This is a genomic window from Actinosynnema sp. NPDC023794 (assembly GCF_040639675.1).
Classification (GTDB): Bacteria; Actinomycetota; Actinomycetes; order Mycobacteriales; family Pseudonocardiaceae; genus Actinosynnema; species Actinosynnema luteola.
Window position 1 is genome coordinate 25,811 of record NZ_JBFAFR010000012.1, and the last position, 22,014, is coordinate 47,824.

General features: G+C 72.1%; 20 protein-coding genes. 12 read left to right on the plus strand and 8 right to left on the minus strand.

Going from position 1 to position 22,014, the window contains the following annotated elements; translation table 11 throughout:
• Positions 1–30: 30 nt before the first annotated feature.
• Positions 31–597: a class I SAM-dependent methyltransferase gene (locus AB0H12_RS24015; protein WP_499625407.1), complete on the minus strand. Its 567-nt coding sequence runs from the start codon at positions 595–597 to the stop codon at positions 31–33.
• Positions 594–1,742 carry a substrate-binding domain-containing protein gene (locus AB0H12_RS24020; RefSeq protein ID WP_499625409.1) on the minus strand — a complete coding sequence of 383 codons (1,149 nt, stop codon included), beginning with the start codon at positions 1,740–1,742 and terminating at the stop codon, positions 594–596. Before AB0H12_RS24020 ends, AB0H12_RS24015 begins: the two co-directional genes overlap by 4 nt.
• A gap of 96 nt (positions 1,743–1,838) precedes the next feature.
• Here AB0H12_RS24020 and AB0H12_RS24025 point away from each other — a divergent pair, with 96 nt between their 5' ends.
• The 4 genes from AB0H12_RS24025 (at position 1,839) to AB0H12_RS24040 (ending at position 4,837) form a co-directional block, all read left to right on the plus strand.
• A complete protein-coding gene (locus AB0H12_RS24025) occupies positions 1,839–2,570 on the plus strand; it encodes an ABC transporter ATP-binding protein (RefSeq protein WP_499625410.1) in 732 nt (243 codons plus the stop codon).
• The gene (locus tag AB0H12_RS24030; protein WP_499625412.1) at positions 2,567–3,358 is read left to right on the plus strand and encodes an ABC transporter permease; all 792 of its coding nucleotides are present in this window, start codon (positions 2,567–2,569) and stop codon (positions 3,356–3,358) included. The genes AB0H12_RS24025 and AB0H12_RS24030 overlap by 4 nt, the downstream gene beginning before the upstream one ends.
• 232 nt (positions 3,359–3,590) lie before the next feature.
• Positions 3,591–4,172: an RNA polymerase sigma factor gene (locus AB0H12_RS24035; RefSeq protein ID WP_499625413.1), complete on the plus strand. Its 582-nt coding sequence runs from the start codon at positions 3,591–3,593 to the stop codon at positions 4,170–4,172.
• Positions 4,169–4,837 (plus strand): hypothetical protein, encoded by a 669-nt coding sequence (locus tag AB0H12_RS24040; protein WP_499625415.1) that lies wholly within the window; start codon positions 4,169–4,171, stop codon positions 4,835–4,837. The genes AB0H12_RS24035 and AB0H12_RS24040 overlap by 4 nt, the downstream gene beginning before the upstream one ends.
• 68 nt (positions 4,838–4,905) lie before the next feature.
• On the opposite strand, the gene AB0H12_RS24045 is transcribed toward AB0H12_RS24040, so the two are convergent.
• Entirely contained in the window at positions 4,906–5,169 is a 264-nt protein-coding gene (locus AB0H12_RS24045) for a DJ-1/PfpI family protein (RefSeq protein ID WP_499625417.1), read from the minus strand.
• A gap of 419 nt (positions 5,170–5,588) precedes the next feature.
• Here AB0H12_RS24045 and AB0H12_RS24050 point away from each other — a divergent pair, with 419 nt between their 5' ends.
• Positions 5,589–6,584, plus strand: a complete 996-nt coding sequence (locus AB0H12_RS24050; RefSeq protein WP_499625418.1) for a phosphotransferase family protein — start codon at positions 5,589–5,591, stop codon at positions 6,582–6,584.
• A gap of 27 nt (positions 6,585–6,611) precedes the next feature.
• Here AB0H12_RS24050 and AB0H12_RS24055 read toward each other — a convergent pair whose 3' ends face one another.
• Complete coding sequence (locus AB0H12_RS24055) at positions 6,612–7,067, minus strand: DUF1877 family protein (RefSeq protein WP_499625420.1); 456 nt, start codon at positions 7,065–7,067, stop codon at positions 6,612–6,614.
• 145 nt (positions 7,068–7,212) lie between these two features.
• A complete protein-coding gene (locus tag AB0H12_RS24060) occupies positions 7,213–7,815 on the minus strand; it encodes a hypothetical protein (RefSeq protein WP_499625422.1) in 603 nt (200 codons plus the stop codon).
• 197 nt (positions 7,816–8,012) lie between these two features.
• On the opposite strand from AB0H12_RS24060, the gene AB0H12_RS24065 reads away from it, so the two are divergent.
• Positions 8,013–9,254, plus strand: coding sequence for a PQQ-dependent sugar dehydrogenase (locus tag AB0H12_RS24065; protein ID WP_499625424.1), 1,242 nt, complete (start codon positions 8,013–8,015; stop codon positions 9,252–9,254).
• A gap of 96 nt (positions 9,255–9,350) precedes the next feature.
• On the opposite strand, the gene AB0H12_RS24070 is transcribed toward AB0H12_RS24065, so the two are convergent.
• Together AB0H12_RS24070 and AB0H12_RS24075 are read right to left on the minus strand one after the other, a co-directional pair.
• On the minus strand, positions 9,351–10,790 hold the full coding sequence (locus AB0H12_RS24070; RefSeq protein ID WP_499625426.1) for a carboxylesterase/lipase family protein: 1,440 nt from the start codon (positions 10,788–10,790) through the stop codon (positions 9,351–9,353).
• A gap of 25 nt (positions 10,791–10,815) precedes the next feature.
• A complete protein-coding gene (locus AB0H12_RS24075; RefSeq protein ID WP_499625428.1) occupies positions 10,816–11,733 on the minus strand; it encodes an MBL fold metallo-hydrolase in 918 nt (305 codons plus the stop codon).
• Between the two features lie 128 nt (positions 11,734–11,861).
• Between AB0H12_RS24075 and AB0H12_RS24080 the strand changes: the two genes are divergently transcribed.
• Positions 11,862–12,764, plus strand: a complete 903-nt coding sequence (locus AB0H12_RS24080) for a helix-turn-helix domain-containing protein (protein ID WP_499625429.1) — start codon at positions 11,862–11,864, stop codon at positions 12,762–12,764.
• An 18-nt stretch (positions 12,765–12,782) separates the two neighbouring features.
• On the opposite strand, the gene AB0H12_RS24085 is transcribed toward AB0H12_RS24080, so the two are convergent.
• Positions 12,783–13,811 carry a LacI family DNA-binding transcriptional regulator gene (locus AB0H12_RS24085; protein WP_499625431.1) on the minus strand — a complete coding sequence of 343 codons (1,029 nt, stop codon included), beginning with the start codon at positions 13,809–13,811 and terminating at the stop codon, positions 12,783–12,785.
• Between the two features lie 172 nt (positions 13,812–13,983).
• Between AB0H12_RS24085 and AB0H12_RS24090 the strand changes: the two genes are divergently transcribed.
• From AB0H12_RS24090 to AB0H12_RS24110, 5 genes are read left to right on the plus strand one after another with little or no spacing between them, the layout of a single operon-like run.
• Entirely contained in the window at positions 13,984–16,149 is a 2,166-nt protein-coding gene (locus tag AB0H12_RS24090) for an alpha-galactosidase (RefSeq protein WP_499625433.1), read from the plus strand.
• Positions 16,146–17,036: a carbohydrate ABC transporter permease gene (locus AB0H12_RS24095; RefSeq protein WP_499625434.1), complete on the plus strand. Its 891-nt coding sequence runs from the start codon at positions 16,146–16,148 to the stop codon at positions 17,034–17,036. Before AB0H12_RS24090 ends, AB0H12_RS24095 begins: the two co-directional genes overlap by 4 nt.
• Before the next feature lie 11 nt (positions 17,037–17,047).
• On the plus strand, positions 17,048–17,938 hold the full coding sequence (locus AB0H12_RS24100; protein ID WP_499625436.1) for a carbohydrate ABC transporter permease: 891 nt from the start codon (positions 17,048–17,050) through the stop codon (positions 17,936–17,938).
• A 36-nt stretch (positions 17,939–17,974) separates the two neighbouring features.
• A complete protein-coding gene (locus AB0H12_RS24105) occupies positions 17,975–19,321 on the plus strand; it encodes an ABC transporter substrate-binding protein (RefSeq protein ID WP_499625438.1) in 1,347 nt (448 codons plus the stop codon).
• Between the two features lie 36 nt (positions 19,322–19,357).
• Positions 19,358–21,964 carry a carbohydrate-binding protein gene (locus AB0H12_RS24110; protein ID WP_499625439.1) on the plus strand — a complete coding sequence of 869 codons (2,607 nt, stop codon included), beginning with the start codon at positions 19,358–19,360 and terminating at the stop codon, positions 21,962–21,964.
• Positions 21,965–22,014: the final 50 nt, after the last annotated feature.

A 22,014-nucleotide genomic window follows, 5' to 3' on the forward strand; every position in this document is an offset into this window, starting at 1 on the left:
CGCGCCCGAGGGCGGCCGACGCCTCCGGAGTCAGGACGGGGCGTTCCAGACCAGGCCGCACAGGTAGCGGTCGGGGGTGTCGTCCAGGCACGCGCCGGGAAGACCTGCCGGTAGTGGGCGTGGCAGTCGTCGCGCGTCGGCGGGGTGTTCCGCGTCACGTGCTCCAGCCAGGTCGGGTGCAGGCGCAGGCGGAGGACGTCCAACGCCACGGCGGGTGACCTGTGCCGCACGGCCATCATGGCCACCACCCGGAACGCCTGCGCCCGGTGCCACGTAAGGACGGCGTGCCGGCGGGTTCACCACGTCGATCACCACCAACCGGCCGCCCCGGGCGATGAGCGACCGGACGTGCGGCAGGACGCGGCCGCAGTCCCGCACGGCGAAGAGGGTGTTCACCGCCGGCACCAGGTCGAAGCGCCCGTCCCGGTCCGGTGCCACGTCGAACAGGTCCCTGGCCTGGTAGGTGATGTCGGGCCGGGCGTTGTCGGCCTCCGCCAGGGCGATGACGACACCGGCCAGCCATGGCAGGTAGAGCAGGTCGGTGATCTCCGCGTACCGTCGGCAGCGGCGGGCCAGGATGTCGAAGTGCGCGGTCACCAGGCGATCGTCGGGTCGACGAACGCGTTGCTCACCAGGTCTTCCGCCTTCAGGCCGGCCGGGACCGCGCGGCGTTCGGCTTCCTGCAACGGCTTCAGGTCCTCGACGAGCTTCGCCACCCGGGCCTGGTCGAAGTCGCCGACGGTCGGCGTCACGCCGTCGTTGCCCAGTCCCAGGCCGCGGATCTGCTCGCCCGCGTACTCGGCCCGCGCGACGCTGTACTCGGTGCCCGCGTTGAGTTCTCGGACCATCCGCACCAACGCCTCGTTGGTCTCCTCCGGCTCCGCCGAGTAGGCACGCGTGCTGCGTTGCAGGATCGGCACGAGCTTCGTCAGGCACGGGCTCAGCCGCTCGACCTCCGCCGACGACACCGCCAGCGTCTCCGGGTAGATCGGATAACCGCTGTCGTGCACCAGCGCGAAGTCCACCGGCCGCTTCCAGGCGTCGATCTCCCGCTCGTAGCGGTAAGGCTCGTTGGTCGCGTACCCCTGTTGCGCGATCGCGCCGTCGGCCGAGACGAACCGCGCCGGCGCGCCGTCGTAAGAGCCGTCCACCTGCGCTTGCTTCAACTGTCCGCTCTGGACCAGGTAGTCCATGTAGGACGCGCCGGTGGCGTACACCACCGTGGTGTCGGTGCGGCCGATGTCGGCGATGGACTCCCAGTCCGGGTGGTGCTCCTTCGACCACATGATCATCTGCGGGCTCTTGTCCAACGGCGCGAACACCGCCGTGGTCGGGAACGTCCCCGCCTCCTGCACCGCCTCGTCGGTGGCGACGCTGCCCAGCGTGATCGACGGGTCCGCCGCCATCAGCGCCGACACCCGCTGGAACCCGGTCACCGGCCCGCCCGCGCGGACCTGGAGCCGCACGCCCGTGTCTCGCCCGTCGTCCAGCAACGGTCCCTCGACGGCCTTGCGCTCGCCGTCGACGGTGAAACCGCTGCCCAGCAGCCGGTACAGGCCGCCGTGCTCGGCCTGCGGGAACCAGTTCATCTGCACCACGACGGTGTCGGGGCACGTCCCGCGCAACGACTCGGCGGCAGGTGGCAACGGCTCACCGCCCTGGCCGGCGTCGGGCGTCGTGCAGGCCGCCAGCAACAACACCGATAGCGCGACCAGTGATGACGCACGGCGGGCAGAGGGCATGAAGCTCATCTTCGCATAGCGGCGAACCAGGTCGTGCGCCGTTCTCCCGTGTGGCGATTCTCCTGTGTGAGAGTCTCCCCGGGGAGGAAGGTGGCGATGGGGGAGTTGCTGGCACTGTCCAAGGTCGACGTGACGTTCCCCGGCGGGGTGCACGCGGTGGACCGCGTGGACCTGGACGTCCGCGCCGGCGAGATCGTCGCGCTGATGGGTCCTTCCGGGTGCGGCAAGAGCACGGTGTTGCAGGTGGCCGCCGGGTTGCGCGCCCCGACGTCGGGCACGGTCACCCGGCGCACCGACCGGGTCGGCTACGTCTTCCAGGACCCGACCCTGCTGCCCTGGCGGACCACCCGGCGCAACGTCGAGCTGTTCGGCGAGCTGGACGGCCTGGCCAAGGCCGAGCGCCGCGCCCGTGCCGACCGGGTGCTGGCGGCGGTCGGGCTGGCGGAGTTCGGCCACGTCCGGCCCGCGCGGCTGTCCGGCGGGATGCGGATGCGGGTCGCGTTGGCGCGGGCGCTGCTGGTGGAGCCGGAGCTGTTCCTGTTCGACGAGCCGTTCGCCGCGCTGGACGAGCTGACCCGGCACGAGCTGGGGGAGGAGTTGCTGCGGCTGTCCGCCCGGCACGGGTTCGGGGCGTTGTTCGTCACGCACTCGGCGGGCGAGGCCGTGTACCTGGCGGACCGGGTGCTGGTGATGTCGCCCCGGCCGGGCCGGATCGTGGACGAGGTGGCGGTGCCGTTCGGCTACCCGCGTCCGCCGGGACTTCGGTCGAGCGGCGAGTACGCGGCGTTCGTGGGGTCGGTGTCGGAGACGGTGGTGCGGGCCTCGTGAAGATCAAGCGGGTCGCGCGGACGGTGGTGCCGCCGTTGGCGGTGTTGTTGGTGGTGCTGGGCGCGTGGACGTTCGTCAGCCACGTCGTGCTGTCACCGCGCCGCCGGTTCCTGCTGCCGCCGGTGGACGAGGTGCTCCGGGTCGGGTTCGGTGATCCCGACAACCTCGCCGAGCTGCTCGCGGCGTTGTCGCTGACCAGCCGGGTGGCGGGGTTGGGACTGCTGATCTCGGTGGTGCTCGGCGTGGGGCTGGCCGTGCTGATGGCGCAGTCGCGGTGGCTGGAGCGCGCGGTCTACCCCTACGTCGTGGTGGTGCAGACGATCCCGGTGTTGGCGCTGGTGCCGTTGTTCGGGTTCTGGTTCGGCTTCGGGTTCTCCAGCCGGGTGCTGGTGTGCGTGCTGCTCTCGCTGTTCCCGTTGGTGGCCAACACGTTGTTCGGCATCCGGTCCGTGCCCGCGGCCCAGCACCAGCTCTTCGACCTGCACCGGGCGGGGCGGTGGACGCGGCTGTGGAAGCTCCAGCTGCCGGCCGCGCTGCCCGCGATGTTCACCGGCTTGCGGATCGCGTCGGGCGGGAGCGTCATCGGCGCGGTGGTCGGCGACTTCTTCTTCCGGCAGGGCGAGCCGGGCCTCGGCGTGCTGATCGACCAGTACCGGTCCCAGCTCGCGTCGGCCCGGATGTTCGCCGCGGTGGTCCTGGCGAGCGCGCTGGGCATCGCGGTGTTCGTGGTCTTCGGCGCCCTGGCCCGCTGGGTGGTCGGCCGGTGGCACGAGTCGGCCGACGGCTGACGGCCGCCTGATCCGTGACGGGATCCGAAGCGGCCCGCCGGTCGGCGCCCGTGCCGGCGACTGCTCGCGGGTGGGCACCGGGTCCACGTCGGGTGGAGCGCCGGCTCCGGAGGTGGGGGATCGGCAGCCGAGACGTCCGTGCCAGGGCATTTCGCCGCGGACCGGGCCGCGACCGTGAGCAGCTCGGCTGACGCCTCGTAACGGGGTGGCGGGATCTCGGCAACCTTGTGGTGTGAGCGAGACAATGGCAGACGCGGTGGCGGACCACGTGGAGCCACTCCAGCACCCACCGCCCGGGAAACGAGCCGCGGCCGAGTTCGAGAAGGTCTACCGGGCGAACGTCGGCATGATCACCGCCTACTTCGCGCGGCGCAGCGCGGACCCGCAGACGGTGGCCGACCTGACCGCGGACACCTTCGTCCGGGCGATCACGTCGTTCGCCACCTTCGACCCGGTCAAGGGCAGCGCCCGGGCCTGGTTGATCGGCATCGCGAGCCGGGTGTTCGCCCGGCACTGCGAAGCGCACAGCCAGCGCACCGACAGCACGCGCCGGATCGCCGGACAGCGCCCGCTCGACGCCGACGTGGTGGACGACCTGCTCGACCGGATCGACGCCGAGCAGGCGGCGGGCGCGCTGCTCGCCAGACTGGCCGAACTGCCCCGGCTCGACCGCGAGGTCGTGGAGCTGGTGGATCTCGACGGCCTGAGCCCGAAGGAAGCCGCCGAGGCGTTGGGCGTCTCGGCGGGCGCTGTGCGCATTCGACTGTTCCGGGCCCGAACGAAACTCCGCAAGACGACAGGGAGGGAACGATGATGGCCAAGTTCGAGGATCAGCTCTTCGAAGACCTGATGCGCAGCCACGGAGCAGAGCTGGACGCCGTGCCCGACCGGGCGACGACCGGGCGGCGCGGGATCGGCCGCACGGTGGGCATCGGCGGCACCGTGCTGGGCGTGGCGGGTGTGATCGCGCTGACCGGCACCGTGCTCCCCGGCGGGGCGCCCGCCGCCTACGCGGTCACCAAGGGAGCCGACGGCGTGGTGAGGGTGTCGATCACCGACCTCACCGGCGTGACCGGCGCGAACGAGGAACTGCGCAGGCTGGGCGTGCGGGCGGTCGCGGTTCCGATGCGCGACGGCTGCGTCGAGCTGCGCAGCCTGCCGGTCGACACCGACCGCTTCGACACCGGGCTCAACTCGACGGTGGAGGAGGTGGGCGGGCTCGGCACCGGCACGCTGTCGTTCGACGCCGACGGCATCCCCGAGGGTGACACGCTGCTGCTGGCCGCGGCGCAGTCGCCCACCAGCGTCTCCCTGGCCGCCGCGCTGATCAAGGGTCCCGCGCCGGACTGCGTCAGCGTGCCGACGCCGCCGGCGGGCGGCCCGACCGATCCGGCGGGCGGCCCGACCGATCCGGAGTCGGGCCAGGAGGTCCGGCCGGGAACGCCCGCGGCGAGCGCCGTCCAGCAGGGCGGCAGCTGATCCTGCCGGGAACGCCCTGGGAAGCGCGTCGCCGCTCCCCAGGGCGTGTTCGTCGTGGATCAGCCGGGTCAGGCGCGCCAGACGGTGCCGCGGCGTTCGCACTCCAGGAAGGTCTCCACCTGCTGGGCGTGCCGCGGGCCGAGGAAGCCTTCGACCAGCCACAGCGCCACGTCCAGGCCGGAGGTGACGCCGCCGCCGGTGACCAGGTTCCCGTCGTCGACCACGCGGGCGTCGACGACGGTCGCGCCTTGCGCGTCCAGGTCGGCCTTCGCGCGGTGGTGGGTGGTCGCGTTGCGGCCCCTGGCCAGTGCTCGGGTCGGTGCAGCGGCCACCGCCTTGGCACCACCAGCACGTCCGCCAGCGAACCTCCCGGGTTTCGTCCCTGTCCGGGAAGTCGTGTCGCGCCGGCCGCGGGGTCCCGGCACTCGGCGCGAACGGCCAGCTCGCGCCGAGTGCCGCCGCCGGGGCGGGGCACCCGGATGCCCTCGATCACCGGGACGAACCGCGGGCTGTCGCCCCGTCGGTGCCGGGCGGCCGCCGATCACCCACCTTTGGAACACGCGCTCGCGGGATTCCTCGTCACCCCGACCCGGCGGACCACCTGGCCAGTCGCCGGATCACGACGGTCGCGTGATGCGCGATCGGGCAGGGCGGTCGGTGAACGGATCGCGCCGGGTGCTCTTGACTGGACCGCGGCCGGGCCGCATTGTGGGAGCGCTCCCGTGATCCCCGCCGTCGAGAGTGGAAGTCCGTGCAAAGCCAGACCAAGCGCCGCCTGTCTCCCGAAGACCTCGATGCCCTCGTGTCCGGCGCCGTCGGCGTCGGGTGCAGGCTCGAGACGGAGCTGACCGACGGCTGGTTCAACACCGCCTACCGCGTCCTGCTCGACGACGGCCGTCTCGCCGTGGTCAAGGTCGCCCCGTCGGCCGATGCCCCGGTCCTGCGGTACGAGCGCGGCATCCTGGGGACGGAGGCCATGGCCTACCGGCGGATCGCGGCCCTGCCCGGTGGCGGTGTGCCGACACCCGAACTGCTCTACGCGGGCCGGGAGTTCCTCGCCGTCTCCCTCCTGGAGGGTGAACCGTGGGACAAGGCGGGCGGCCGGATACCCCCGCCCACCGGGCGTGAGCTGCGCCGCGAGCTGGGCGCGATCAGCGCCCGCCTGCACACCCTGGCCCCGGAGGACGGCCGGTTCGGCTACCCGGCCGCGGAGTCCGGGCTCTCCGCGCCGGACTGGAGGACGGCCTTCACCGCCATGGTGGACGCTCTCCTCGACGACGCCGCACGCTGGCAGTCCTCCCTGGGCGTGACGCCCGCCGAGATCCGGGCCCTGGTGGCCGAGGGCGGAGCGGCCCTCGACGAGGTCACCGAGCCCCGGCTGGTCCACTTCGACCTGTGGCCGGGCAACATCTTCGTCGACGTCACCGGCGACGGGAACCGGCCGCCCCGGATCGTCGGCCTCATCGACCACGAGCGGGCGTTCTGGGGTGATCCGGCGGCCGAGCTGGTCTCCCTGGCCTTCGGCGGCGACGCTGGGCCCGACAGCGACCTCGTCGCCGGGTACGCCGAAGCCGGCGGCGTCCTCGACTTCACCCCCGCCTTCCGGCACCGCCTGGCCCTGTACCAGCTCTACCTGGGCCTGCTGCTCGTCATCGAGTGCGGCCCCCGCGGCTACGGCCCGGATCACCTCGCGTTCTGCGGTCGCTACCTGGCCGACAGCCTCGACCGGTTGCGGGCACTGGGGTAGGAGGCGACCCCGGTGACGTGAGCGCGGTCAGAAGCTGATCACCCGGATCAGCGCGCCTCCCGAGGCGGCCGTCTCCGCGAAGAACTCGACGAGGTCCGCGTAGTCGTCCCGCAGGTCGTCGATGCCGTCGTCGTCCCAGAACTGCCGCCAGGGATAGACCTCCTGCTCGCTCAGCCGCCGCGGGTCGTAGTTGCCGGCCAACACCTCGAACGGCGTCGCGCCCAGCGTCGTGGCGGCCTCGGCGACCATGCTGTCGCTCCACCCCGAGAGGACGCCCTCCGTGTCGATGATGAAGCCGTCCTCGTGCAGCTCGATTCTCACCTCGGCCGCGTCCAACAGGAACTGGATGCCCGCCCACGACTTCTCCAGGGAGTAGCAGGGCAGGTCCTCGTCCTGCAGGTGCTCCAGCGCCCACTCCGGATCCTTGATCGCCCGGTCCAGTTGCCCAGGGGTGACCTGGGTGAACGCCAGTGTCGTGCTCATGTGCCCCACCATCCCGCGCTGATCTTGTGCGGTCACCAACCTGCACAGGATCTCCGGCGCCGTCAATCGGTCGATCAACCGACACCGTTGCGGCGCCGTGCCGTCAACTGCGCGAATCGAGAACGTGAGCCACCACGTGCTTCGGTCAGCGGCTCGCCGGCGTGTAGCCCAGCTGTCCGTCAGCCGGCAGCAGGTAACCGTTCCAGCGTTCGTCGGGCACTTCGCCGTCGAGTTCGGCCGCGGTGACGTGGTCGAGCTCGAAGCCGATCAGGCCGAGCCGGAAGTCGACCTCGCGGAACACCTCGTCCGCCACACCGGCCAGCCAGGTGTCCAACGGGGCCCGCCAGGTCAGGGACTCCGCCCCACCCTCCGGTCCGAACGGGAAGCCGCCGACGCGCCGGTCCGCTCGGGCCAGCGCGCCGAGCGGGAGGTACCACGTCAACCAGTCCTCGGCGTCGTCGATGCGGGTGGCGAAGCAGCCGCACACGACTGGACCCGCCAGCGGCGGTCGTGCGACACCGCGCAGGAAGCCGAACTCCTCGAGGGACGCCACGGTGCCGGGTACCGCGACCTGGTCGGCCGGTTCCCGGTCCCGGTCGGGGTAGCAGCCGGTGACGGCGGCTGCCCGCCACAGCGCGGTCAGCGCGCGTTGAAGACGTTCGTCGTCGCGGTCGCCGATTTCCAACGCCAGCTCGTAGAAGCCGCCGGACCAGTTCTCCGCGTCGGTGAACGCCATCGGGTCATGCACCACCGCAGTGTTCCAAACGACCACGCGTCCGTCGCGCGTCCTTCCCAGCCGGACCGCTCGTGCCGCCGCCGGACGTTCCGGGGTCGACGAGGGGACGGAGGACGGGGCAAGACGGCGACTGGATGTCACGGGGAAGTCGCGGTACGTTTGGGAGCGCTCCCAGAACGTGTCTTCCACCCTGCCCTAGGAGCCGAACCATGTTGCGACGGCGTAGTCGCCTGGCCACCTTGCCGACCGGCCTGCTCGTGCTGGCCCTGTCTGCGTTCCTCTTACCCGCGGTGTCGGCGAGCGGCAGCGCCGCGGCCGGCACGCCCGGCGCCCGCGCGGTGCCGCTCACCGAGCTGACCGTGGCGTCCGAACAAGTGGCGTTCGGCCTGCGGCGTCCGATCGCGATCACCGGCCTGCCGGACGGCCGGATGCTGATCGGGGAGAAGGGAGGCACCGTCCGCGCCTACCACCCGGACACCGGCCTGGCGGCCGAGCCGGTGCTCGACCTGACCTCCCGGATCGACGCGTCGGACAACGAGCGCGGGCTCCTCGGCATCACGCCCGCGCCGAACTTCGCCCGGACCGGGATCCTCTACGTGGCGTACACGAGCCTGCCAGCGGGCGAGCTGACCCTGGCGCGAGTGCCCATCGGCGCTCCTGAACGCGTGCAGGTGCTGCTCACCCAGGAGCACGCGGAGTACGGCAACCACAACGGCGGCCAGGTGGCGTTCGGCCGCGACGGCTACCTCTACTGGTCCCTCGGCGACGGCGGCGGCGCGTACGACCCGTTCAAGGCCGGTCAGGACCTCGGCACCCTGCTCGGGAAGATCGTGCGGATCGACGTCAACCGCACCTGCGCGCCGAAGCCCTACTGCGTGCCCACGAACAACCCGTTCGTCCGCGTGTCGGGCGCGCGGCCGGAGATCTGGCTCTACGGGCTGCGCAACCCGTGGCGGTTCTCCGTCGACCCGGTCGACGGCTCGCTGTGGATCGGTGACGTCGGCCAGGGCCTGGTCGAGGAGGTCAACCACATCCGCCCGTGGCAGGGCGGGGCGAACCTCGGCTGGTCGTGCAAGGAGGGCACCCCGGTGTTCGACCCGCAGCAGTGCCGGCCGGGCGGGCGGTACACCGACCCGGTCTTCGAGTACGACCACTACAACGACAACTGCTCGGTGACCGGTGGCGTGGTGTACCGGGGGTCCCGGACCCCGGAGGCGTGGGGGACCTACGTCGCGGCCGACTACTGCTCGACCCGCGTGTACGCCGTGCGCCCGAAGTTCGACGGCAGCTACGAGTCCGCCGCGATCGGCCACCTCCCCACCCAGCCGAGCGCGATCGCCACCGACGTCCGCGGCGAGCTGTACACGCTCAGCGACCTCCCGGGATACCTGAGCCGAGTGCGGTTCGAGCGGGTCCAGCCGACCCTCGGCAGCGGGGTGGCGAACCGCTGACGGGGCACGTGCCCGCATCCGCGAGAACTCCGGGGACGGCCGCTTCCGGGCGGCCGTCCCCGGCTCGTTTCCCGGCCTCCGCCAGGGCCGGCAGCTTCAGCTCCCGAGGGTCTCCGCCACGGGGTGCCGCAGGTCGTACGCGGCCCAGCCCGGGTCGCCGGTGCGGGCGAACGCGACCCAGGCGGCGTGCACCCGGGCCGCGAGGCCACCGGGGGCGGGGTCGGGGCCGAGCAGGCCCGTGTCGCCGTGCAGCCAGGGCTCGTCGGCGACGTCGAAGACGAAGGGCAGCTCGACGGCGTGGGTGGCGCCGAGTTGCCCGTTCAGGGCCGTCGAGCGATGCCCGAACGAGTAGACGTGCGTTCGGCCGCCCGAGATCCGTGCGTGGGCTCGGGCCAAGCGGGCCGTGCCGGCCCCGAACAAGGCCTCCCCGAGCACCGCGGAACGCAGCTCGCCCGGTGTCGCGTTGGGCAGTGCCGCGCGGTGCGCGGCGACCGTCGTCTCCGGGTCCGCGTGCACCCTGGAGGCGATGGCCAGCACGTCGGCCTCCGTGGAGGACTCCAGTTCGCCCTGCGGCACGAGGTAGAGGTGTCCCTCTTCGGTGTTGGTGCCGATCAGCAGGTCGACGTCGCCGGCCGGGCCGAAGGTGAGACCGTCGGCGGGTTGGGCCGCGAGGACCAGGCTGAACGGGCTGAGGCCGACCAGCGGGTCCGTGGCGGTGCCGGTGCGCAGGTCGAGGCCGGCCAGCACGGGCAGGACCTCCAGGAAACGCTCGTCCGGGATCGCGGCGAACGCTGCCGCGGTCGGGTCGACGCCCAGCGCGGCGGCAGCCGCGGCGGTGACCCGTTGCGCCTGTTCCGGGGTGAAGGCGCCGGTGCCACTGCCGCTCTGGACGATCGCCCGCCGGAACAGGCCCTTGGCCTCCGGGGTCGCGAGCAGCGCTCCGACGAGCGTGGCGCCCGCGGACTGGCCGAAGACCGTGACGTTGTCCGGGTCGCCGCCGAACGCCCCGATGGCGGCGCGCACCCAGCCGAGCGCGGCGAGCACGTCGAGCAGCCCGCGGTTGGCCGGAGCGCCCTCCAGGTCGAGGAAACCGGGGATGCCGAGGCGGTAGTTCACCGTCACGAGGACGATGCCGTCGCGGGCGAACGCGCTGCCGTCGTAGAGCGCGGCACGGGTCGAGCCGGTGACGAATCCGCCGCCGTGCACGAAGACCATGACCGGGCGCTTGCCGCGGTCGGCGGCAGGTGTGCGGACGTCGACGGTCAGGTACTCCTCGCCCCGCACCCAGCCCGGCCCGAAGTAGGGGGTCATGTCGAGCCCGCCGAAGTCGCGGACCGGTTGGGGAGCCGTGGGCGAAGGCCGGGTGCCGTCGCGGACGCCGGACCAGCCCGGGTGCGGCGCGGGCGGTGCGAAACGGCGGGCGCCGATCGGCGCTGCCGCGTAGGGGATGGCACGGTAGAACTCGCCGGAGTCGACACGGATGCCGCGCACGGCGCCCGCCGGGAGCTCGACGACCGGGTCTGCGTGGTGGGTCAAGGGAAGCGCTTCCTTTCCGGGAGGATCAGGAGGTGCGGGAGAAGGCCGCCCACTCCTTGATGGCGAACTTCGACCCGTTGCGCTCGACCTGCGCGGCGCCGTGGCCGCCGAAGTGCGCGGGGAAGACGAGCGCGTTGTTCTCGGCGGCGTGGCCGAGCAGCGCGTGCCGGGTGGCCCGGGACTCGGCCGGGGCCTCACAGAAGCAGGAGTTGGTCCGCGGCTCCGCGATCTGCAGGGGGGTGTGCACCAGGTCCCCGACGAACAGGGCCCGATCACCCCCGGACTCCAGCGCGAGCACGGACGAGCCGGGGGTGTGCCCGGGTGCGAGGTCGAGCCGCAGGTTCCCGTCGATCCGGTACGACCCCTCCCACAGCCGCGTCAGGCCGGCCTGGTGGACCGGCGTGACGCTGTCCTCGAAGACGTTCTGGTTGCCGCGGCCCAGCACGGACCTGTTCTCGTTGGCCGGGTCCCAGAACTCGAAGTCCCGCCGCGTCATCAGGTAGGTGGCGTTCGGGAAGGTCGGCACCCACGTGCGGCCGTCGAGCCGGGTGTTCCAGCCGACGTGGTCGACGTGCAGGTGCGTGTTGACCACGATGTCGACGTCCTCGGGCCGCACGCCGGCGGCGGCGAGGTGGTCGAGGTAGCCCGTGTCCAGGCGACTCCACACCGGCGAGTACGGCCGGTCCTTGTGGTTGCCCACGCCGGTGTCGACGAGGATCGTGCGCCCCTCGCTGCGCAGCAGCCAGGACTGGATCGCCGAGTGGCACTCGTCCGTCCCGGGATCCCAGAAATCGGGCGCGAGCCAGTCGCGGTGCTCGTCCCACGAGCCGTCCGGGCTGTCCGGGAAGAACTCGCCCGGCGTCAGCTCGACCGAGCCGTAGAACTCCTCGATGCGGGTGACGGTGACGTCGCCGAGGGTGATCTCCTCGGGGGTCTGCTGCATGCGGTCCGTCCTCGGTCCAGGGGAATGAGACCGAGCCTGGGCACGTGGGCGCGCACGAACCACTCCCGCGTTGTCCTACCCCTCGCAGGGTGTGGTCGGGATCGGGCCGCGCCCCGGATACTGGGGGCATGGACGGACCAGGCCCACTCGGCGATTTCCTGCGGGCCAGACGGGCGCTGCTGCGACCGGAGGACGTCGGTCTGCGCGACTTCGGGCCCCGCAGGCGGGTCGCCGGGCTCCGGCGGGAGGAACTGGCCCGGCTGGCGGGCGTCAGCGTGTCGTACTACACGAGGTTGGAGCAGGGCTTGTCCCGCGGCGCCTCGGCCGAGGTGCTCGACGCGATCGCCCGCGCGCTGCTGCTCGACGACCACGAGCGCGAGCACCTCGACCGGCTCGCCGGGGCCGCCCGCCGCACGCCCCGCGCGCGTCGCCCCCGGCCCGAGAAGCTCGCCGACGAGACGCGGGACCTCTTCCGCGCCGTGGACGGCGTCCCGGCGCTGGTGCTCGGCCGGCGTGCGGACGTGCTCGCGTGGAACACCCTCGGGCACGCCCTGCTGGCCGGTCACCTGGACTTCCACAGCCCGGACGACCCGACGGGGCGGCCGAACATGAGCCGGCTGCTGTTCCTGGACCCGCACTGCCGGGAGCTGTACGCGGACTGGGAGCGCAAGGCCCACGCCGTGGTCGGCAACCTGCGGATCACCGTCGGCAAGCACCCGCAGGACCCGCTGCTCGCGGAGCTGGTCGGCGAACTGACGATGAAGAGTCGTGAGTTCGTCGCGCTCTGGGGCGACCACCGCGTGGCGCCCTGCGACGCCGCGTCCTACGAACTGCGCCATCCCGTCGTCGGCACGGTGACCGTGACGCAGCAGACCCTCTCGATCGCCCGCTCGCCGGAACAGGTGCTGATCGTGTGCACGACCCCCGCCGGTTCCTCCTCCGAGGAAGCCCTCGCGCTGCTCCGCCAGACGACCAGCGGCCGGACGCCTTACGCGGACGACGTCGTCGCTCCTATGCGGACACTCCGCTAGTTGCGCGGGGTGCCCCGGTCAGGCGCTGCCGCCGCGCACCAGTTCGGTGGGCAGGAGGAGGCCCGGTTCGTCGTCGCGTCCGTGCTCGACCTGGCGCAGGCAGCGGGCGATCAGTTCGCGCGAGATGCGCTCGACGGGGATGCGCGCGCTGGTCAGGGTGGGTTCGGTGACGAGGCCCACGGCGCCGCCGTCGAAGCCGGTGATCGCCACGTCGGAGCCGACCCGCAGGCCCAGCGAGTGCGCGACGCTGAGCACGACCGCGGCGACGGCGTCGCTGCCCGTCACGATGGCGCTCGGCGGGTTCTTGCCGGTGAGCAGCTGGTGCGCGCGGCGGCGGACGCCCTGGTCCGGGCCTCGGAAGACCGACGTCTTGGGCAGGCGGAGGCCGTGGTGGGACAGCCGCTGGCGGAAGCCGTCGAGGCGTTCGGCCTTCCAGTACTGGTCGCCGTCGATGCCGAGGTAGGCGAACCGCCGGTGGCCCTCGGCGACGAGCATGTCCACCACCGCGCGCATGCCCGCCACGTTGTCCACGTCCACCCAGTGCTGCGGGAGGTCGGGGGAGAGGCGGCCGAAGGAGGCGAAGGGGATGTCGCTGTCGGCCAGGAAGCGGGCCCGCTCGTCCTCCACGCTGGACTCGGACAGGACCACCGCGTCCACGGCGTGCCGGGCGACGAGGTCCTTGAACACGCCGAGGGGGTCGTCGCGGTGGTGGGTGAAGACGAGCACCTGGTGGTCGACGTCGGCGCCGGCCTTCACGAGGGCGAGCAGGAAGTGCAGCGTGAAGCCCTGCGCCCGGTCCAGCTGCTCGCCGAAGATGTGGTAGCCGATCTGCATCGTCCGCCGTGAGCGCAGGGTCTGCGCGGCGCGGTTGGGCTGGTAGCCCAGTGCCCGCATGGCGCTGGTGACCTTCTCGTGGGTCGCGGCGGAGTAGTACTCGTCGCGCCCGTTGAGGACGTTGGAGACGGTCTGCCTGGACACGCCCGCGGCGGCGGCCACGTCCACGATGCCGACGCGCCGCTTCCCCTGCTCCGCACCCTCTCTGGGCACCGGGTCCACCTCCTCGTACCGGGACATCATTCACCCTAGGTGACGACGGGGTTGCATTGAACGTTCAATGTTGCCTACTCGTTACCGCCGCCCCCGTTGACCCGCCGCCGATCGTGCTGACATCTTCCATGGAACGTTCAATGTGATGAGTGCTCCACCGCCTGGAGGTCGTGTGTCCACCGCACCACCGGTCACCGCACCGGCCGTCGACGGCGTCGGCCGGATCGTCCACTTGCGAGCCGACGGCGTGAGCTTGGTGCTGCGCTGCAAGGACTCCGGGCTGCCGCAGGTCCTGCACTGGGGCGCGGACCTCGGCCCCGACGCCGGTCTGGACGCGTTGGCGTCGACGAGCGTGCCGGCAGTGGTGCCGAACGCGACCGACAAGCCGGGCGCCGTCGCCGTGCTGCCGGAGCACGCGACCGCCTGGCCGGGGCTGCCCGGTCTGCGGGGCCACCGGGAAGGGCGCGACTGGTCGCCGTTGTTCACCGTCGAACGGGTCGTCGAGGACGGCGACTCGTGCCTGGTCCACGCCGTCGACGCGGAGGCCGGTCTCACCCTGGACCTGGAGGTCGGGCTCACCCCTTCCGGGCTGGCACGCCTGCGCGCCACCGTGCGCAACACCGGTGACACGGCCTACACCCTCGACGGGGTGGTGCTCGCGCTGCCCCTGCCGCCGCGTGCCACCGAGCTGCTCGACCTCACCGGGCGCTGGGGCCGGGAACGGACGCCGCAGCGCAGGCCGTTCGGCGTGGAGGCGCACGTGCGGGACAGCCGGCGGGGTCGGACCGGTTCGGACGCCACGCTGGTCCTGGTGGCGGGTGAGAGCGGCTTCGGCTTCCGACGGGGCCGGGTGTGGGGGGTGCACGTCGCCTGGAGCGGCAACCACCGCACCTACGCCGAACGCGTGCCCACCGGCGAAGCCGTGCTAGGAGGCGGCGAGCTGCTGCTGGAGGGCGAGGTGCGGCTGGAGCCGGGGGAGGCCTACTCGACCCCCGAGGTGTTCGGCTCCTGCGGCGACGGGCTCGACGAGCTGTCCGCCCGCTTCCACCGCCACCTGCGGTCGAGGCCCCACCACCCGAAAGGGCCGCGGCGCGTGGTGCTCAACACGTGGGAGGCGGTGTACTTCGACCACGACCTGGAGCGGCTGCGCGCCCTCGCCGACCGGGGCGCGGAGGTGGGCGCGGAGCTGTTCGTGCTGGACGACGGCTGGTTCCGCAACCGGCGCGACGACACCGCCGGGCTGGGCGACTGGCACGTCGACGAGCGGGTCTGGCCCGACGGCCTGCACCCGCTGGTCGACCACGTCCGCGCACGGGGCATGGAGTTCGGCCTGTGGGTGGAGCCGGAGATGGTCAGCGCCGACTCCGACCTCCTGCGGGCCCACCCGGACTGGGTCCTGTCCACGGGAGGTCGTCGCCCGCCGCTGGTGCGCGGGCAGCACGTGCTCGACCTGACCCGCCAGGAGGTGCGGGCCCACCTCCTGGAACGCCTCGACGCCCTGGTGACCGAGTACCGGATCGCGTACCTCAAGTGGGACCACAACCGCGACCTGGTCGACGCGGGCGACTCGCGCACCGGTCGCGCCGCCGTGCACGCCCAGACGCTGGCCGTCTACGGCCTGCTCGACGAGCTGCGCCGCCGCCACCCCGGACTGGAGGTCGAGTCCTGCTCCTCCGGCGGGTCGCGGGTGGACCTGGGCATCCTGGAGCGCGCCGACCGGGTGTGGGCCAGCGACTGCATCGACGCGCTGGACCGGCAGGGCATCCAGCGCTGGACGGGCCTGTTGCTGCCGCCCGAGCTCATCGGCGCGCACATCGGCGCCGGCCGGTCGCACACCACGGGCCGCGAGCACGACCTGGACTTCCGGGCGGCCACCGCGCTGTTCGGCCACCTGGGCATCGAGTGGGACCTCGCCGCGGCCGAGCCGGCGGACCTGGCGGGGCTGGCGCGCTGGGTGGGGTTCTACCGGCGGGTCCGCGACTGGCTGCACCGCGGCCGGGTGGTGCGATCGGACTCGCCGGACCCGGCGATCCTGGTGCACGGTGTGGTGTCCGAGGACGACGCGCAGGCCCTGTTCGCCGTGGTCGCGGTGGCCTCGGGGACGACCACCTCGCCGGGACGGGTGACGCTGCCCGGCCTGCCGCCGGACCGGCGGTTCACCGTCCGGCCCGTCGACCACGCCGGCCTGCCGCCGTCCACGGCCCTGGTCGGAGTCCCGTGGCTGTCCACCGGCGCCTGCCTGTCCGGGCTGGAACTGGCGGAGGTGGGCGTCCAGGTCCCGCCGTTGCACCCCGAGCAGGCGCTGCTGCTGCACCTGGTGCGGGAGGAGCGCGCATGACCGCCGCCCACCCGGTCCGACGCCGCGGCGACCTGCGGGTGGCCTTGCTGTTCCTGCTGCCCGCCGGGTTCGGGTTCGTGCTGTTCTACGCCTGGCCCGCGTTGCAGACGTTCTACCTGAGCTTCACCGACTACAGCCTGCTGGCCGCCCCGAACTGGGTGGGCGCGCAGAACTACCGCGACGCGCTCGGCGACGCGAGGTTCGGCAACGCCCTGCTGGTCACGGTCGAGTACGTCGTGGTCAACATCGGCGTGCAGACCGTCGTGGCGCTGCTCATCGCGGTCCTGATGCACCGGTTGACCAAGTCGTCCTTCGTCCGGGGCCTGCTGTTGCTGCCCTACCTGATCGCCAACGTCGTGGTGGCGCTGGTCTGGTACAACATGCTCGACGCCCAGCTCGGCATCGTGAACGCGCTGCTGTCGTGGGTCGGGATCGACCCGGTGGCGTTCTTCGGCGAGACCTCCACGGCCATCCCGACCATCGCGCTGGTCAACGTGTGGCGGCACATGGGCTACACGGCACTGCTGATCTTCGCCGGGCTCCAGGCCATCCCGAGGTCGGTGTACGAGGCCGCGGCGATCGACGGCGCGTCGGAGTGGCGCGTCTTCCGCAGCGTCACGCTGCCGCTGCTGCGGCCGGTGCTGGCGATGGTGCTGGTGCTGACCGTGATCGGGTCGTTCCAGATCTTCGACACCGTCGCGGTCACCACGCGCGGCGGCCCGGTCGACGCCACCCGCGTCATCTACTTCTACATCTACGAGAAGGCGTTCCAGCAGTTCGACTTCGGCTACGCGGCGGCGCTGTCGGTCGTGTTGTTCGCGATCCTCGCGGGTTTGGCGGTGGCGCAGCTGCGCCTCCTGCGCGCGGGCAGCTCGGACCTGGACTGAAGGAGCCGGTGATGACCTCGACCACGATCGGCCCGAAGTGGCGGCGTGCGCTCGGCTGGGCGGTGCTGGCCCTGCTGGTGCTGATCACGCTGTTCCCGTTCTACTGGATGCTGCGCGTCTCCTTGTCCGACAACCGGGCGCTGGCGGCCAACGCCGACTCGCTGCTGCCCGCGGGGTTCACGCTGGGCGCGTTCGAGCGCGTGCTCGGTCTGGCGTCGCTGGAACAGGCCCGCGCCCAGGGCGGCTCCGGCGCGTCGATCGACTTCGGGCGCTTCCTGCTGAACTCGGTGCTCACCTCGACGATCATCACCGCCGGTCAGGTGCTGTTCAGCTCGATGGCCGCCTACGCGTTCGCGCGGCTGCGCTGGCCCGGGCGCGACGCGGTGTTCTTCGTCTTCCTCACCGCGCTGATGATCCCGCCGATCTTCACCGCGCTGCCCAACTTCGTGCTGATGCGCGATCTGAAGCTGCTCAACACCTACGCGGCGATCGTGCTGCCGTTCTTCTTCATGACGCCGTTCGCGGTGTTCTTCATGCGCCAGTTCATGCTGGGCATCAGCCGCGAGGTCGAGGAGGCGGCGCGCATCGACGGCGCCGGGCACCCGAGGATCTTCTTCCGGATCATCCTGCCGATGAGCCGGGCCCCGTTGGCGACGCTGGCGCTGCTGGCCTACGTCACCGCGTGGAACGAGTACTTCTGGCCGCTGCTGGTCGGCCAGGGTGAGGGCGTGCGCGTCCTCACGGTGGCGCTGGGCGTGTTCCGCTCCCAGACCCCGCAAGGCAGTCCCGACTGGGCGGGCCTCATGGCCGCCACCCTGCTCGCGGCGCTGCCGGTCATCGCGCTGTTCGCCGCCTTCGGGCGGCGGATCGTCGACTCCATCCAGTTCTCCGGCATCAAGTAGCCGTCCGGACACGGGTGGGACAAAGGAGTTTTCACCGTGCACAACAAGTTGTCCAAGCCGGCCGCCCTGGCCGCCGCCGTCTCGTTGGCGCTCGCCGGCTGCGCCGGGGCGCCGAGCGGCGGCGGCGGCTCCGACGAGCTCACCTACTGGCTGTGGGACGCGAACCAGCTGCCCGCCTACCAGGCGTGCGCCACGTCCTTCCAGCAGGCCAACCCGGGCACCACCGTGAAGATCGAGCAGTTCGGGTGGGCCGACTACTGGAACAAGCTGACCACCGATCTCGTGGCGGGCACCGCCCCGGACGTGTTCACCAACCACCTCAACTACTTCCCGACCTACGCGGCCAAGAACCAGCTGCTGCCGCTCGACGAGTTCGTCTCCCGCGACGGCGTGCCCACCGACGTCTACCCCGAGGGCTTGGCCGACCTGTGGACCGCCCAGGACGGCAAGCGCTACGGCCTGCCCAAGGACTTCGACACCGTCGCGCTGTTCTACAACAAGAAGATGCTCGCCGAGGCGGGCGTCGCCGAGTCAGACCTGGCGAACCTCACCTGGAACCCCCAGGACGGCGGCAGCTACGAGAAGCTCATCGCCCGGCTCACCGTCGACGCCAACGGCGTGCGCGGCGACCAGCCCGGTTTCGACAAGTCCAAGGTGGCCGTCCACGGCCTGGGCCTGGACGAGAACAACGGCGCCGGGGTCGGCCAGCAGATGTGGAGCATGTACGCGCTGAGCACCGGCTGGACCTACACCGACAAGAACCCGTGGGGCAGCCACTTCAACTACGACGACCCCCGCTTCCAGCAGACCATGGGCTGGTTCCGAGGGCTGATCGACAAGGGGTACATGCCGAGCCTGGCCATCGCCCGCTCCGGCACCAGCGTCAACGACGGCTTCGGCGCGGGCAAGTACGCGCTGAGCACCAACGGCTCCTGGATGATCAACAGCTACTTCGGCTACGACGGCGTCGAGGTCGGCGTGGCGCCCACCCCGACCGGCCCGTCCGGCAAGCGCGCCACCATCTTCAACGGCCTGGCCGACTCCGTCTACACCGGCACCGACAACCGCGAGGGCGCCTGGAAGTGGGTCAAGCACCTCGCCTCCGCCGAGTGCCAGAAGGCCGTGGGCGAGAAGGCCGTGGTGTTCCCCGCCCTGCCCGAGGCCCTCGCCGTGGCCGAGCGGGCGTTCGCCGCCAAGGGCGTGGACGTCACCGCCTTCACCAAGCCCCTCGACGAGGGCTCCACCCACCTGTTCCCGATCACCGACCACGCCCCGGAGATCTCCGCCGTGATGGGGCCCGCCATCGACGCCGTGCTGACCTCCCAAGCCGACCCCGGCTCGTTGACCCAGGCCAACGAGCAGGTCAACGCGCTGTTCCGGTAACCAACCCCCACCCCCGGTAAACCCTGTGGAGCAACGATGCGACACCGACCGGCAAGATCCCGAATCCCCGTTGGCGCGGTAGCCGCCGCGCTGCTGGTGGCGACCCTGTCACCGGCAGCCCCGGGCGCCTCCGCCCAACCCGAACCCGCCGCCGCCGAGACCCTGAGCGTGGACCTCGGCGCCTCCACCGGGGCGTTCCGCGGCTGCGCCACCGGCATCCTCTACGGCCTGGGCGACCCCGGCGTGCCCGCCCACGACCTCATCGCCGGCATGAAGCCCTGCAGCGTCGCCCAGAAGCCCCCGGACGGCGAGCAGCACCCCAACGGCGACGCGCTCGTGGTCGCCGACGACCTCTTCACCTCCGGCGGCGCCGACGTCTACATCAACTCGCAGGACATCTACAGCGCCTGGCCCTACCAGGACCTGGGCATCGACGACTACATTGCCCGGTTGCGGCCCCAGTTGGAGAAGGTCGCCGCGCGACCGGACCGCGACCGGTTCGTCTGGACGATCTTCAACGAGCCGGACTGGATCTGGTACGGCGACTGGGCCACCAAGAAGGACAAGTTCCTCGCCGACTGGACCAAGGTCTACCGGACCGTCAAGTCCGTGCTGCCCGACGCGCGCATCGACGGGCCGGGCGAGGCCGGCTACAACCCGGGCCGGTTGCGCGACTTCCTCACCTACGCCAAGGCGAACGACGTCCTGCCGGACATCATCACCTGGCACGAGCTGAGCCCGGACTCGCTGAACCACTACCGCGCCCACCACGAGGACTACCGCGCCATCGAGAAGTCGCTGGGCATCGGTCCCCTCCCGATCAACATCACCGAGTACGCCAACCGCCGCGACACCTCCGTGCCCGGTCAGATGATCCAGTGGATCACCATGCTGGAGGACACCAAGGTCGAAGGGCAGATGGCGTACTGGACGCTCGCCGGCAACCTGAGCGACCACGCCGTGCGCACGTCCCGCGCCAACGGCGGCTGGTGGCTGACCAAGTGGTACGCCGACCTGTCCGGCGACACGGTCCGCGTCACCCCGCCCAAGCCCAGCTCCCGTGACACCCTCCAGGGCCTGGCCACGCTCGACCGCGCCGACGCCAAGGCCACCGTCCTGCTCGGCGGCACCGCCAACGCGGTCGACGTCGCGGTCACCGGCCTGGACCGCAAGACCTTCGGCGGGCACGTGGACGTGCGCGTGTCCAAGACCACTTGGTCCGGCTATGAAGGCGACGCCGGGCAGCCCCCGGTGGTGGCCGCCTCACGCGTCCGCGTCTCCGACGGCAAGATCACCGTCAACGTGCCCGGCGGCGACCCGCTGGCCGCCTACCAGGTGATCGTGACCCCCGCCGGCCTCGCCGGCGCGCCGGTCGCGAACGCGCCGTGGACCGCCCGCCACGAAGCAGAGTCCGGCCTGGTGGAGAACGCCAGGGTCGTCGACCAGTCCGACCCGTCGGGCTGGCGGTACACCACGTCCGGCGGCAAGGACATCGGCTACATGAACAACGCCGGCTCCCGGGTCACCGTCGACGTCGACGTGCCGCGCACCGGCGCCTACCGGCTCGGCGTGCTGTACGGCACCGGCGGGTTCGTCGGCAGGCAGGCCCTCTACGTCGACGACGCCCACCACTCCACCCTCACCTTCCCCGCCACGCTGAACTGGCAGTACCGCGGCAGGCTCGACACGCCGGTCCAGCTCACCGCCGGCCGCCACCGCCTCTCGCTGCGCACCACCGACCCGACGGGCTTCCTCGGCCGGCCGGGCGACATCGCGCTGGACCGCATCGACCTCACCGAGATCACCGGCCCGGAGACGAGCACCTACCAGCTGACCGACTCGCGCCGCACCGGCGGCTCGGTCGACCGCGGGGTCCGGGCACTGCGGGCGCTCGTGCCCAACGCCGTGGTCCTGGGGCCGGGCGACACCGTGACCACCTACGTCTCGGCCGCGGAGGACGGCTACTACGGGCTGTCCACCACGTGGTTCGGCGCCGGTCGCAGCGCCCTGGGCCTGACCCTGTCCGACCGGCGCGTCGCGGGCGGCGACCTGACCGCCGACCGGGCGGGCGCGTGGACGGGCCGGGTGACCGCGCACCTCAAGGCCGGCGTCACCGAGGTCGTGCTCTCCAACGAGGGCCGCACCCCGCTGGTCCTGGGCACGCTCACCCAGGTCCGCGACACCGCCGCCGACCGGCACGCGGTCCGCGTCGAGGCCGAGACCGGGCAGCTCGGCGGGGGAGCGGCGATCGCCTCCGGCTCGTGGGCCTCCGGCGGTTCCTACGTCGGCGGACTCGGCAACGGCGGCACCCTGACCGCGCCCCGACCGGCCGCGGTCCGCAAGGCGGGCCAGCACAACCTGACCGTGGCCTACGCCCAAGCCGAGAAGAACACCGGCCACCCCTACAACACCGACGCGGTCACCAGGTTCCTCGGCACCACCGAGGCCGGTGGCGGCACGACCCGTGCGCCGTACCGCCACAACTACACCTGGGACGGCTTCTGGCCGGAAACCTCACCGCTCGACCTGACCACCGCGGGCGGCGCGCTGACCCTCGGCAACGCCACCGGCGCGGGTCCGAACGTGGACTGGGTCCAACTCGCCCCGCTCGTCGTGGCGAACTCGGTCACCCGTCGGTCCTGATCCCGTGATGCCCGGCCGGGTGAGTGCCCGGCCGGGCCATCGGAATTCGG

Coding starts and splice junctions, on each gene's coding strand:
- AB0H12_RS24020 (WP_499625409.1), bottom strand. CDS start 1,742: ATGCCCTCTGCCCGCCGTGCGTCATCACTGGTCGCGCTATCGGTGTTG.
- AB0H12_RS24025 (WP_499625410.1), top strand. CDS start 1,839: ATGGGGGAGTTGCTGGCACTGTCCAAGGTCGACGTGACGTTCCCCGGC.
- AB0H12_RS24040 (WP_499625415.1), top strand. CDS start 4,169: ATGATGGCCAAGTTCGAGGATCAGCTCTTCGAAGACCTGATGCGCAGC.
- AB0H12_RS24055 (WP_499625420.1), bottom strand. CDS start 7,067: ATGAGCACGACACTGGCGTTCACCCAGGTCACCCCTGGGCAACTGGAC.
- AB0H12_RS24065 (WP_499625424.1), top strand. CDS start 8,013: ATGTTGCGACGGCGTAGTCGCCTGGCCACCTTGCCGACCGGCCTGCTC.
- AB0H12_RS24075 (WP_499625428.1), bottom strand. CDS start 11,733: ATGCAGCAGACCCCCGAGGAGATCACCCTCGGCGACGTCACCGTCACC.
- AB0H12_RS24080 (WP_499625429.1), top strand. CDS start 11,862: ATGGACGGACCAGGCCCACTCGGCGATTTCCTGCGGGCCAGACGGGCG.
- AB0H12_RS24095 (WP_499625434.1), top strand. CDS start 16,146: ATGACCGCCGCCCACCCGGTCCGACGCCGCGGCGACCTGCGGGTGGCC.
- AB0H12_RS24100 (WP_499625436.1), top strand. CDS start 17,048: ATGACCTCGACCACGATCGGCCCGAAGTGGCGGCGTGCGCTCGGCTGG.
- AB0H12_RS24110 (WP_499625439.1), top strand. CDS start 19,358: ATGCGACACCGACCGGCAAGATCCCGAATCCCCGTTGGCGCGGTAGCC.